This window comes from Sphingomonas sp. IC-11 (genome assembly GCF_021043365.1).
Classification (GTDB): Bacteria; Pseudomonadota; Alphaproteobacteria; order Sphingomonadales; family Sphingomonadaceae; genus Sphingomonas.
The window spans coordinates 275,838-288,053 of record NZ_JAJNDU010000002.1 but is presented as its reverse complement, the minus strand read 5'-3'; the positions used below and the strand labels follow the sequence as shown (position 1 = coordinate 288,053).

The 12,216-nt window shown below is 63.5% G+C and carries 14 protein-coding genes; 2 read left to right on the top strand and 12 right to left on the bottom strand.

Annotated elements, in window-relative coordinates:
• Nucleotides 1–84: 84 nt before the first annotated feature.
• Nucleotides 85–1,458 (bottom strand): ATP-binding protein, encoded by a 1,374-nt coding sequence (locus tag LQ954_RS10030; protein ID WP_443026618.1) that lies wholly within the window; start codon nucleotides 1,456–1,458, stop codon nucleotides 85–87.
• Nucleotides 1,459–1,509: 51 nt separating this feature from the next.
• Between LQ954_RS10030 and LQ954_RS10025 the strand changes: the two genes are divergently transcribed.
• A complete protein-coding gene (locus LQ954_RS10025; protein ID WP_227771733.1) occupies nucleotides 1,510–1,761 on the top strand; it encodes a hypothetical protein in 252 nt (83 codons plus the stop codon).
• Here LQ954_RS10025 and LQ954_RS10020 read toward each other — a convergent pair.
• The 11 genes from LQ954_RS10020 to gltX form a co-directional block, all read right to left on the bottom strand.
• On the bottom strand, nucleotides 1,734–2,399 hold the full coding sequence (locus LQ954_RS10020) for a response regulator transcription factor (protein ID WP_066777344.1): 666 nt from the start codon (nucleotides 2,397–2,399) through the stop codon (nucleotides 1,734–1,736). The genes LQ954_RS10025 and LQ954_RS10020 overlap by 28 nt on opposite strands.
• Nucleotides 2,400–2,460: 61 nt before the next feature.
• Nucleotides 2,461–2,751 (bottom strand): hypothetical protein, encoded by a 291-nt coding sequence (locus tag LQ954_RS10015; protein WP_231022938.1) that lies wholly within the window; start codon nucleotides 2,749–2,751, stop codon nucleotides 2,461–2,463.
• A 116-nt stretch (nucleotides 2,752–2,867) separates the two neighbouring features.
• Nucleotides 2,868–4,235 carry a cytochrome P450 gene (locus LQ954_RS10010; RefSeq protein ID WP_231022937.1) on the bottom strand — a complete coding sequence of 456 codons (1,368 nt, stop codon included), beginning with the start codon at nucleotides 4,233–4,235 and terminating at the stop codon, nucleotides 2,868–2,870.
• A gap of 94 nt (nucleotides 4,236–4,329) precedes the next feature.
• Nucleotides 4,330–5,214 carry a bestrophin family protein gene (locus LQ954_RS10005; RefSeq protein WP_231022936.1) on the bottom strand — a complete coding sequence of 295 codons (885 nt, stop codon included), beginning with the start codon at nucleotides 5,212–5,214 and terminating at the stop codon, nucleotides 4,330–4,332.
• 99 nt (nucleotides 5,215–5,313) lie between these two features.
• On the bottom strand, nucleotides 5,314–5,733 hold the full coding sequence (ribH, locus tag LQ954_RS10000) for a 6,7-dimethyl-8-ribityllumazine synthase (protein WP_227771736.1): 420 nt from the start codon (nucleotides 5,731–5,733) through the stop codon (nucleotides 5,314–5,316).
• 95 nt (nucleotides 5,734–5,828) lie between these two features.
• Nucleotides 5,829–7,019 carry a 3,4-dihydroxy-2-butanone-4-phosphate synthase gene (gene ribB, locus LQ954_RS09995; RefSeq protein ID WP_231022935.1) on the bottom strand — a complete coding sequence of 397 codons (1,191 nt, stop codon included), beginning with the start codon at nucleotides 7,017–7,019 and terminating at the stop codon, nucleotides 5,829–5,831.
• Nucleotides 6,964–7,578, bottom strand: coding sequence for a riboflavin synthase (locus LQ954_RS09990; RefSeq protein ID WP_231022934.1), 615 nt, complete (start codon nucleotides 7,576–7,578; stop codon nucleotides 6,964–6,966). Before LQ954_RS09990 ends, ribB begins: the two co-directional genes overlap by 56 nt.
• Entirely contained in the window at nucleotides 7,560–8,552 is a 993-nt protein-coding gene (gene ribD, locus LQ954_RS09985) for a bifunctional diaminohydroxyphosphoribosylaminopyrimidine deaminase/5-amino-6-(5-phosphoribosylamino)uracil reductase RibD (protein WP_443026614.1), read from the bottom strand. The genes LQ954_RS09990 and ribD overlap by 19 nt, the downstream gene beginning before the upstream one ends.
• A complete protein-coding gene (locus LQ954_RS09980; protein WP_227771739.1) occupies nucleotides 8,540–8,983 on the bottom strand; it encodes a hypothetical protein in 444 nt (147 codons plus the stop codon). Before LQ954_RS09980 ends, ribD begins: the two co-directional genes overlap by 13 nt.
• A 24-nt stretch (nucleotides 8,984–9,007) precedes the next feature.
• A complete protein-coding gene (locus LQ954_RS09975) occupies nucleotides 9,008–9,670 on the bottom strand; it encodes an energy transducer TonB (RefSeq protein WP_231022933.1) in 663 nt (220 codons plus the stop codon).
• Nucleotides 9,671–9,780: 110 nt separating this feature from the next.
• Complete coding sequence (gltX, locus tag LQ954_RS09970) at nucleotides 9,781–11,109, bottom strand: glutamate--tRNA ligase (protein WP_231022932.1); 1,329 nt, start codon at nucleotides 11,107–11,109, stop codon at nucleotides 9,781–9,783.
• Nucleotides 11,110–11,226: 117 nt separating this feature from the next.
• Here gltX and LQ954_RS09965 point away from each other — a divergent pair, with 117 nt between their 5' ends.
• The gene (locus LQ954_RS09965; RefSeq protein WP_227771742.1) at nucleotides 11,227–12,162 is read left to right on the top strand and encodes a ribose-phosphate pyrophosphokinase; all 936 of its coding nucleotides are present in this window, start codon (nucleotides 11,227–11,229) and stop codon (nucleotides 12,160–12,162) included.
• Nucleotides 12,163–12,216 lie beyond the last annotated feature (54 nt).

Here is a 12,216-nt window from a genome sequence, read left to right as displayed (position 1 = left end):
GGGACCAGCTCCGTCCGGCATGACGATGCCCGTTGATCGTGGGCGCCCGAGACATTGCCTAGTGTAAGAGTGGAAGGCCTCTACTCAGCTGGCCATCGGCAGCCGCAGCCGCACCAGCAACCCGCCAAGGTCCTCGCTCTCTTCCAGACTCACCGTGCCCTCATAGATCTCGGCTACATCGCGTACGATCGCCAAACCCAGCCCGGTCCCCGGCTTGCCCGTATCCAGGCGCACCCCGCGATCGAAGATGCGGATGCGATCGGCCTCCGGAATGCCCATGCCGTCGTCCTCGACCATGATCTCCACGAAGCCAGCCTGTGCGCTCACCGTCACGAACACGCTGCCGCCGCCGTATTTCGCGGCATTTTCGACCAGATTGCCCATGATCTCGTCGAGATCCTGCCGTTCGATATGGGCGACCAGATCCCTAGGGCCGTCCATGTCGATCCGGGCATGAGGGTACAGGCGCTGCACCGCCCGCTCCACGGATTCCACGCTCGGCCAGACTTCCGCGCGACTGTGGGCGGAGCCTCGCCGCCCCACCGCACGCGCGCGGGCGAGATGGTGGTCGACCTGCCGGCGCATGGTGCGTGCCTCCCGGACCACCGTCTCGGCCAGATCATCCGATTGCGCCGTGGCCGCGTTCATGATCACCGTCAGCGGCGTTTTCAGTGCATGAGCAAGGTTGCCGGCGTGGCGTCGTGCTTCCTCGGCCTGCGTTTCGTTATGCGCGACGAGGGCATTCAGCTCTTCGACCAACGGCGCCACCTCGACCGGCAGCGGCCCTGCAATCCGGTTGGTTCGACCACCCCGCATCCGCGCGATCTCCAGCCGAAGCTTTCGCAGGGGCAGAAGACCGTAGAAGGTCTGCAACGCCGCCAGCACCACCAGTCCCAGGCCCAGAAGCAAAAAGCTGCGAACCAGCGTCCGCCGCAGCGCGCCGATCTGCGCGTCCAATCCTTCACGGCTTTGCGCCACTTGAAAGCGCCAACGCACCTCGGATCCCGGCAGCTTCACATCCCGCTCGACGACCCGCAGCTTCTCCGTCCCGAACTGGTCGCTGTTGTAGATGTGGACGCCGCGGTCGTTGTGGTTCTCGGAATGGGCGAGCTGTCGATCCCATAAGGACCGGGATGGAAATGCCTCTCGTCCGGACGCCGAGACCTGCCAGTACAGTCCGGAATACGGCTCCAGGAAGCGTTGATCGGCGGGCTCCCGATTGAAGATCACTTCACCCTCGGGGCCGATTTCCGCCGACACCAACAGCGATCGCAGGACATATTCCAGCTGGTCGTCGAAGTTCTGAGTCACTGCCGCGGTCAGCACGCGGTCCAGCGCGAACCCGCCGCCGGCCAGCAGCAAGGAAATCCACACCGCCGCGATGACGATCATGCGCCGGGTCAACGACCCGGTGCTGGCCATCCGGCCCTCGCTGCCGTTGATCACTTCGTCGCGCATCGGAACCATGCTGGCGCTTTTCTGTTCACCCCCAACGAAAGGAGAGCCGTCGTGTTGCGTACCTTTCCGGTGATGGCTTTGGCAGGCATGGCAGGCCTGCTCATCAGCCTGATGACAGGCTTCTTGCTAGCGTCATGGACGATCGCTGGCATCATTCCGGCTTATGCCACCCCGCCACTGATCGCGCAGTCGGAGCCGCAGATCGTGACGGATGGCTGGCGCGAGGCAGGATATGACCGCATAGGTTTATGGGAGCAGCCGCGCGCCGAAATGCTTCAGGCCGCCGGATCTTCCAGGCTGTAGCCAAGTCCCCGGATCGTGGTGATCACATCCTGACCCAGCTTCTTGCGAATACGGGTGACGAAAACCTCGATCGTATTGGAATCGCGATCGAAATCCTGATCGTAGATATGCTCGATCAATTCCGTGCGGCTGACGACCTTGCCCTTGTGGTGCAGCAGGTATGACAGCAGCTTGTATTCCTGCGCCGTGAGCTTCACCGGCTCCCCGGCCCGCGTCACCTTGCCGGATCGGGTGTCCAGCCGAACGTCGCCAGCGGTGAGCTCCGATGAGGCATTGCCAGATGCGCGGCGGATCAGGGCGCGCAGCCGCGCGATCAGTTCCTCTGTCTGGAACGGCTTGGCGACATAATCGTCAGCGCCGGCGTCGAGGCCCGCGACCTTGTCGGACCAGCTGTCGCGCGCGGTCAGCACCAGCACCGGCATGGTCTTGCCTTCCTTGCGCCACCGGTCGAGCACGGTCAGGCCGTCGATCTCCGGCAGGCCAAGATCAAGAACGATGGCGTCATAGTTCTCGGTCGAGCCCAGAAAGTGCCCCTCCTCGCCGTCCGTGGCGAGATCGATCGCATAGCCGGCGCCCTCCAGCGTGTTCTTCAGCTGCTGGCCCAGATTGGGCTCATCCTCGACGATCAGGACGCGCATGGTCACTCCCAAAAAGAAACGATGCTGGTTAGCACCGGCGAGCCGGCGGCAAAAGGTGCGCTCACTTGCCGGTGCGACCGATCACTTGTCCGGAGCGGCCATCGACATCCACCCAGATCACCGTGCCGTCGCGAAGGAACTTCAAGGTATAGACGGCGCTCGGCATTTCGAAATCGAAGCCAATATATTGTGCATCCCGCATGGTCGGGATCACCCGGCGTTCGATCTCCTTGATGGAAAGGATTCTACCTTCCCGAAGCGCGCGCCACGCGGCAACGCCGTCGCGCTGCTGATCGCCAGGCTGGGCCACGGCGGGCACAGGCAGGGTCAGCAGAATCAAGGCCAAGCACATCCGCATTCCCGCGGCATAGCGATAAAGGATTGAACACCTTGTGAATAAGCCAGCTGGCCCAAAACCGGGCCGCCGCGGCGCCACACGGATGCCGGCGCCGCTCGCCCGCAACGGTCTTACAGCGGCTTGAACGTCACTGGCAGCCCGTCCTTGGGACGCGGGATTGGAAAGATCTGCCAATCTGCGCCAGCGCCAGGCGCAAGCTCGATCCGATAACGGCTGAGCAGATGGGCAATCAGGATCCGGATCTGCATGGTCGCAAAGTGCAGCCCGATGCACATATGCGCGCCGCCGCCAAACGGCACCCAGGCAAAGCGATGACGTCCCTTGGACGCTTCAGGCGAGAAGCGGGTCGGATCGAACCGCTCCGGATCGGGCCAATACTCTGCCATATGATGGGTGTAGGCCGTGTTTACCCCTACGAACGTACCGGCGGGGATCCGGTAGCCGCCGAAGGTGAATTCTCGCAGGGCACGCCGCGGGATCGATGGTACCGGCGGCATCAGGCGAAGCGATTCCTTGAACGCCCATTCGGTCAGCACCAGTCGGTCGAGCTGCTCATAGGGCACGCTGCCGTCATTGCTACCCAGACCCAGCACCTCTTCGCGGAGCTTCTCCTGCCAATCCACATGCTTGCCGAGCAGCATGATCAGGCTGGTCGCGGATGACGTGATCGTGTCGTGCGCCGCCATCATCAGGAAATTCATGTGATCGACGATGGCGTCGTCGGCGAGTGGCTGGCCGGCTTCATCGGTCGCCCGGCAGAACTGGGAAAAGAAGTCCTGGCCGCTGCCATTGCGCCGGCCGGGAATCTCGCGCGTGAAATAATCGACCAGATATTCGCGCGCTTTCACGCCCCGCCGCATGGAGGTGCCGGGCAGCGGTGTCCGGACCGGCGAAACCGAGGCCTGAACTTCATCAACAAACGCCTGATTGATCTTCGACGCCTCTGGGCCGAGCGGAACGCCAAGGAAGCTGGTCGCGGCCAGATCCAGGCTCAACGCCTTGATCGCGCTGTAGAACGGCAGCGTGCGATTGGCCCATGCGCCGACCTGTCCTGCAATGCCGGTGTTCAGTTCCGCGGCATAGTGGCGCATCGGCTCCGGCTTGAACGCGACCGACAGCGCCTTGCGGTCGGCACGATGCTTCTCGAAGTCCATCAGCATCAGGCCGCGCGGGAAGACGAGATTGAGGATGGGGCCCCATCCCTGCTCCGACGAGAAGTTCTTCTCCTTGTCGAACAGGACGAGTTCGTTCGCGTCCGGACCGAGCAGGATCACCCCATCGCCGCCGAACGTGCGGTTGCGATAGACCGGCCCGTGCTTGGCAGCCATGCGGTTGGTGAAACCGATCGGATCCTTCAGCACGGCGAAGGTATTGCCGACGAAGGGCAAACCGCGGCTGCCGGGAATGTCCTTCAATACTGACGGCGGGTTGGCCGGCAGCCAGTGCGGGTTGGCGGCCAGCGTATGCGCGTGAGCCATCGGCGATTCTCTCCAATCTTACTTACATCAGTATAAGTAAGATCGGGTCGCCTTGCCAAGCGTTCGTGAAATCATCCCGGCGGCCAGGCTTCGATCACCACAGCACGCCCTTGACCGGCTGTAGCGGCGGGGGCGCCTCGTCTCCGATCGCCTGAAGAAGATCGATCTCGATGGTGCGGCACATGGATGCAAGCGGCACGTCATGGATGGTGTTCGCGAACGGATCCACCAGGTCATCACCGATCTGCAGAGCGGCAAGAAACATGAGGCCAGCGACGGTTGAGCCAACCGGCGTCGCAATCCCCAGGGCTTCAACCAGCCCAATCGGCAGCAGGATGCAGAACAGCCGGGTGAAGAATGTCGGAAAGAAGCGATATTGGTTGGGCAGCGGCGTGTTCTTGAGTCGCTCCATGCCACCCTGGGCGTTGGAGATATCGACGAGCAGCCCTTCGAGGTGCGCTTGCTGGATCGTGTCCAGCCAGCCATTCCGTCGCGCATCATCGATGCGCCGCGACGTCCCATCCAGAATGCCGTTGGCGATGTTCGTTCGCTGCAGGGCCGGTTCGGCCTCACCGCGGGACAGGAATCGAAGCACTTCCGCGTCGGAGGGTTGCTTGCGAAGCTGACAGCGCAGGGCGTTCACATAGGCAACATGGCGAAGCACGATCGTGCGCTTCAGATCGCGAGCGGAATCATCGGGCAGGAAATTGCGGGCGGCGCGGGCCAGGCTTCGCGACGCGTTGATCATCAGGCCCCAGAGACCGCGACCTTCCCACCAGCGTTGATAGGCCGAATTGGTCCGAAAGCCGAGGAAGAGGGCCAGTGCCGACCCGAAGATTGTCAGCGGGAGTTCGGGCGCTTGGAATGGTTGAAAGACATAGATGCCGGTAACGATACAGTCCCAGACGAACAGCGCGAGCAATGGTCGCCAGACCTCACAAACGAGGACGCTGAGACGGGGGGTCGAGGAAATGATCATGCGGGGTCACGGCCGGTTGGCTGAGGCGGGAGCGGCCCCTACGCGCAACTCCCTGCTCCGGCTCCGTGACGAATTATGTCCGAATGGGAAGTCCCGGGATCAGCCCAGTCGTTCGCGCAGGTCCAGCATCGCGAGCGCCGCCTGCGCCGCACCGCCTCCCTTGTCGAGCTGCGCCGGATCGGCCCGGCGGATCGCCTGCTCCTCGTTTTCGGTCGTCAGGATGCCGTTTCCGATCGGAATGCCGTCCATGGTGAGCGCCATGATGCCCCGCGCGCTCTCGTTCGACACGATTTCGAAGTGATAGGTCTCACCACGGATCACGACGCCAAGCGCGACATACGCATCATAGCGCCCGCTTTCCGCGGCCATGGCGATCGCGCCCGGCACCTCAAGCGCTCCCGGTACCGTCAGAACCTCGGCGTTATGCCCCGCGGCTTCGATCGCGGCACGCGCGCCGGCAACCAGCATGTCGTTCAGATGATCGTAGAACCGAGCCTCGACGATGAGGATGTTGGCCATTCAAAACTCCGTTGATCCCCAAACGGGTCGCAGGCGCGGTCCTCGCGCTTTGGGATGATGATCGCCGATCCGGCCTCCGGCCGGATCGCGAAGCCTTATTCGCCGCCCACGCCGGGGATCGGCCGCTCGCCGACGATCGACAAACCGTAGCCGTCGAGGCCGACCAGCGTGTGATGCGTGTTGGTGAGAAGGATCATTTCCTCCACCCCGATTTCCGCCAGGATCTGCGCCCCGACGCCATAGTCGCGCAGTTCCTCGACCTCCGGCGCACCGGCACCCTTGCCTTCGGCACGCAGCTGCATGGAACGGGTGATCGCACCCTTCATGGGGCGATTGATCACGACGATCACGCCCGCGCCTTCCTCGGCGATCAGCTCCATGGAGCGCGACAGCAGGCCAGCGCGATCCGACACCTCTCCGAACATGTCCGAGAAGTAGCTCGCGGTGTGCATCCGAACGAGGGTCGGCTTGTTGGGATCGATGCGCCCCTTCATCAGCGCAACCGTCTCGTCACCGGTCGCCTTGTTGTGGAAGGTCATCGCCTTCCACTGGCCACCCCAGCGCGATTCGAAGACGGTCTCGACCCTCTTCTCGACGAGATGGTCGTGCCGCCGCCGATAGGCGATCAGGTCGCGGATCGTGCCGATCTTGAGATTGTGGAGCTGGGCGAAGGAGACGAGATCGTCCATCCGCGCCATCGTCCCGTCTTCGTTCATGATCTCGCAGATCACGCCGGACGGATTGAGGCCGGCCAGCCGCGAAACGTCCACCGCTGCTTCGGTATGGCCGGCCCGCACCAGCACGCCGCCATTGCGCGCCACCAGCGGGAAGACGTGGCCGGGCGTGACGATCTCTTCCTTGCCCTTCGACGAGTCGATCGCCACCGCGATGGTGCGCGCCCGATCGGCGGCCGAAATCCCGGTCGTGACCCCTTCCCGTGCTTCGATCGATACGGTGAATGCGGTTTCGTGCCGCGTCCCGTTATGGCGGCTCATCAGATCAAGCCCGAGCGCATCCACCCGCGACTTCGACAGCGCAAGGCAGATCAGCCCACGCCCATGCCGCGCCATGAAGTTGATCTTCTCCGGCGTTGCCATCTGAGCCGGGATGACCAAATCCCCTTCATTCTCGCGATCCTCGTCGTCGACAAGGATGAACATCCGGCCGTTCTTCGCCTCGTCGATGATCTCTTCGGGGCTCGAGAGGAAGGCGTGGCGCAAACGCGCGAGTTCAGCGGGCTTTTGCACGATAATGTTCCATCCGTTGGAGATAGCGGGCAAGCACATCGATCTCGATGTTGACGGCGCTGCCCGGTGCCAGATCTGAAAGCGTCGTCACGGCTTGGGTGTGCGGAATGATGTTGACGGCGAAGTGAGTCGAGCCGTCGTCTGCATCGGTGACTTCGTTGACGGTCAGCGAAACACCATCAACCGTTATCGAACCCTTGGCGGCCAGGAACGGCGCCAGATCGCTGGAAACGCGGAAGCCGACCCGCTTCGAATCGCCATCAGGACAAATGCCGATCACCTCGGCAATGCCGTCGACGTGCCCGGTCACGATATGCCCGCCGAGTTCGTCGCCCAGCTTCATCGCACGTTCGAGATTCAGCCGCCGTCCCTCGACCCACTGCCCCTGGGCCGTGCGATGGATCGTCTCGCCAGAAACGTCGAAAGCCAGCCAGTTCGGGCCCTTGTCGACCACCGTCAGGCATACCCCCGAACAGGCGACCGAAGCGCCCAGATCGATCTCCAGCGTCTCGTAGCTGGTGCCAACCACCACGCGCGTGTCGCCACGCGTTTCCACGCGCGTGATTTGACCGACGTCGGTTATGATCCCCGTAAACATCGCACACGCTCGTAGACCTCGAGCCGGTCCCTGCCAAGCTGGCGCGCATCGGTCTGTGTCCACCGGCCGTGCGCATCGGCTAACGTCGCCAGGCCGATGTCGCCCAAAGCGGGACGACCACGGCCGATCAGGATCGGGGCGCGATACAGGATCAGCCGATCAACAAGGTCCTGCGCCAGAAAAGCGGCTGCCGCTCCTGCACCGCCTTCGACAAACAGGTGATCGCCCGGCAGGCGCGAAATGCTCGCCGGCGAATCGAGCCAGACCGGATCCGTTCCGCCGCTCCCGCTGGAAAGGATCACCCGCAGGGGCGATCGCGATTCGAGGCCGGACAACCGCACGTCCAGCTTCGGCCGGTCGGTCTCCCAGGTATTCCGACCGACCAGGATCGCTTCATGCCGGCTGCGCTCGAGATGGCAATGCGCGCGCGCCTCGGCGCCGGTGATCCAGCGGCTCTCGCCATCTTCCCTCGCGATACAGCCATCGAGCGAGGTTGCGAGCTTCAGCGTCACGTGCGGCCGACCGCTCGCCTGCCGGGTGAGAAAGCCCGCCATGGTGGCGCGCGCTTCCTCCGCTCGCACGCCTGCGATCGTCTCGATCCCGGCAACCGCCAGCCGGACCAGTCCCTTTCCGTTGGTGCGCAGATCCGGGTCACCCAGCGCGACTACGACGCGGGAGACCTTGCTGCTGGCCAGCAGGTCAGCGCACGCCGGCCCGCGCACGGAAATATGGGCACATGGTTCCAGGGTGACGTAGACCGAGGCTCCCGCGGCCGCGTCCCCGGCCTCCTGGAGTGCCATCGCTTCCGCGTGCGGCCGCCCGCCCGGCTGGGTCCATCCGCGACCGACCACAACACCGTCGCGCACGATCACGCATCCAACCGATGGATTGGGGCTCGTTCGTCCACGACCCCGCTCGGCTAGAGCAAGCGCGACACCCATCCAGCGCGCGTCAGCGGCGCTTACAGCCCCCATCGCTTCAGCTTGTCATCGACCTTCCGGAACGATTCCCGCAACTCTTCCTGGCGACGCTTCTGCTCGTCCATCATCTTCTGCTTGATGGGGGCATCAATCGCCTGCTGAGCCTTGATCTCCGCGTCCGTACGATCGAGACGCCACTGCTGCACATAAACGATCTCGGGCTTGTAGACCTTCTCGACCTTCGAGTCCTTGGCGAATCCGATCAGCAGCAGCCCGGTCAACATTACTGAAATGAAGAGGAAGATGAGTTCGTGCTTCTGCCGCTGGTGCAGAAACAGGCGCAGGTCACGCACCGCGCGAAACGGGCTCATCCGGGCAAAGAATTGCATAACCGTGACATAGTGCCGCGGGGATGCCGAGACCAGCCCTTCACCGCCGCTTCTCGGCCGTGGCGAGGTCGGAAGGCCGAACCGGACGATGGTCACCAGCCCCCCGAACCTCCTTCATCTTCAGGACTCTAGCTCGAACCGAACCGTCATTTCCCTGGTCGCTTCCGTCGGCACGCCGTCCCGTGTTGCTGGCTGGAAGCGCCATTTCGCCAGCGCATGCTCCCGTGTTGCGCGACAGAATGCGTCACTGGTCGCGCTCACGCATTCCGCAGCGACCACCCTGCCGCTGGCGCCTATCGTCACCCGGATGGTCGCACTCCCCTCCCGCTCGGCCCGTCGCTCGCCCGCCGGATAGGTGGGCTGAAGGTCGCGGGCGTAACGGGGATCCACACGCGCCTCGACCATGACGGGTGGAGCAGGTGGATCCACTCGCGCCACTTCGCTGGCCGGCTGGACCGCAGGGAGCGATGGAAGGGGCAACGTCGGAATAACGTAGAACTCTGACGCTTCCGTCGAAAGCGAGGAGGAGACATTCAGCTGTTCCGGCGGGTTGGAAAGCCTGCTTTCTGCCGCGGGGTTCGCTTTGGGCGGGGTAACTTCCGGCGGCTGAGGAGGAGGCTCGAGCGGGATGTTCTCAATTCTCAGACCTGTTCGCTGTGTGATCGCCTCCATCACGGGGGCGGACAATATCAGGGCACCGATCACAGCCGCGTTGATCGCAACGGCAGCAACAAGGCTGCCGGCATTCACGCCGCCCGACCGAACAGAATTGTTCGCGTACATGAGCCTCTCCTTTCTGTGTTCTTCTCCTTCCGGGTTTCAGCCGGTTCAGTTATGTTACCACGTAACATTGCGCGATCAAGCGCGGTCGCGCGTCCCGCCGCCGCGTCTCTTCAGCTCGCTCGCAACCGAGCGATCGCGCGCTCACGTCCAATCAGCGGCAACAACGCCGCCATGTCCGGTCCGTGATCGCGCCCCGTCAGAGCGCGCCGCAATGGCAGGAATAGCGCCTTGCCCTTACGCGCGGTCTGTTCCTTCAGTTTATCGACCAGCTGATGCCAGGGGTCTTCGCCCCACTCGATCACTTCCGCGGCATCGGCCGCCGCGGCGAGATACTCGCGATCTTCGCCAGCTGCCGGCGCATCGACAGGCCCTTCAATCACGCTCCACCAATCGGACGCTTCGGCAACCGTCGACAGGTTCGGCTTCACCACGTCCCAGGCATCCGCTGCCATGCCGGCCGGCAGGCGATCCGCCACTGCCCCGTACGGAAGCTGATGGATGATGCGCGCGCTGAGCTGCGCGAGTTCGCCTTCATCGAACCGGGCCGGCGCTCGGCCGAACCGCCCGAAGTCGAAGGTCGTGAGGAGGTCAGCCATATCCACCGCGGGCTCGACCGGATCGCTGGTGCCCAGCCTGGCCAGCAGCGCGCGGATCGCTTGCGGCTCGATGCCCATCTCGCGAAGCTGATCGACGCCAAGGCTTCCCAGCCGCTTGGACAATTTGCCCTCACTCCCGGTCAGCAGCGCGGCATGAGCAAAGCTCGGCGGTGCCGCACCGAGCGCCGCGAACATCTGGATCTGCAGCGCGGTGTTGGCGACATGGTCCTCGCCGCGCACGACATGGCTGATGCCCATGTCGATATCGTCGATGGCGGACGGAAGCATGTAGAGCCACGAACCATCTGCCCGTCGCACCACGGGATCACTCATCGTGCTGGGATCGAAGCGCTGATGCCCGCGCACCAGGTCATCCCATTCCACCAGACAATCATGGTCGAGGTGAAAGCGCCAATGCGGCCGGACACCATCATTCTCCAACCGCGCGCGATCGGCATCGGTCAGCTGCAGCGCTGCTCGATCGTACACCGGCGGCAAACCGCGACCGAGCTGAATCTTCCGCTTCAGATCGAGTTCCTGGCTAGTCTCATAAGCAGGATAGATCCGGCCCGCCGCGCGCAGTTCTTCGAACCTTTTTTCATACAGGCCGAAACGCTCCGACTGACGCACTTCCGCATCGGCTTCGAGGCCGAGCCAGGCCAGATCGTGCCGGATAGCGGCCACGAATCGCTCCTCGCTACGCTCGGCATCGGTATCGTCGATACGCAGCAGGAAACGTCCACCGTGCGCCCGCGCAAACATCCAGTTGTGAAGCGCGGTACGAATATTGCCGACATGCAGGCGGCCGGTCGGCGACGGAGCGAAGCGGGTAACCACGGTCATGCAGCGCCGGTTAGGCCCGCTGCGGCTGATCCGCAAACTGTCTCGCCAAACCATGTCTCACGATTGCAACATGGATCGTTCGCGCTAAGGGGGCCGCGCAGAAAGGGCGCGACGAACATGAAATTGATGACCGGCAACTCGAACCTGCCGCTGGCGCGCGACATTGCCTCCTATCTCGAGATCCCGCTGACGGAGGCGCTCGTCCGGCGCTTCGCCGATGAAGAGATTTTCGTCGAGATCATGGAGAATGTCCGCGGCGAGGACGTGTTCCTGATTCAGTCGACCAGCTATCCCGTCAACGACAATCTGATGGAGCTGCTGATCTGCATCGACGCACTGAAACGTGCATCGGCTAAGCGAATCACCGCTGTGGTGCCCTATTTCGGCTATGCCCGTCAGGATCGTAAGCCCGGTCCGCGCACCCCGATCTCCGCCAAGCTCGTGGCGAACCTGATCACGAAGGCGGGGGCCGATCGCGTCCTCTCCGTCGATCTGCACGCTGGCCAGATCCAGGGCTTTTTCGACATCCCGACCGACAATCTATTCGCCGCGCCGGTGATGTCGGCCGACATCCTGGCGCGATTCGGTTCCAAGAATCTGATGGTTGTTTCGCCGGACGTTGGCGGCGTGGTTCGCGCCCGCGCCCTGGCGAAGCGCCTCCACAACGCACCGCTGGCCATTGTGGACAAGCGCCGCGAGCGGGCTGGCGAATCGGAAGTCATGAACATCATCGGCGACGTCGAGGGCCGCTTCTGCATCCTCATTGATGACATCGTCGATTCCGCGGGCACGCTGTGCAACGCCGCGGCAGCGCTGCGAGAGGCTGGCGCCGAGGACGTTGTCGCTTATGTCAGCCATGGCGTGCTGTCCGGCGGTGCCGTCGCCCGGGTGGAGGGCTCGGCCCTGCGCGAACTCGTTATCACCGACTCGATCGGGAACCAGGAAGCGATCGGCAACGCCGGCCGGATCCGCCACCTCACCATCGCGCCGCTGCTGGCAGAAGCGATTCGGCGCATCGCGGATGAGACAAGCGTCTCTTCCCTGTTCGACTGAAATCATCAGGGCGCCGGCTTATCGAAGCGGCGCCCTTTTCGTGGTGCGATGAGA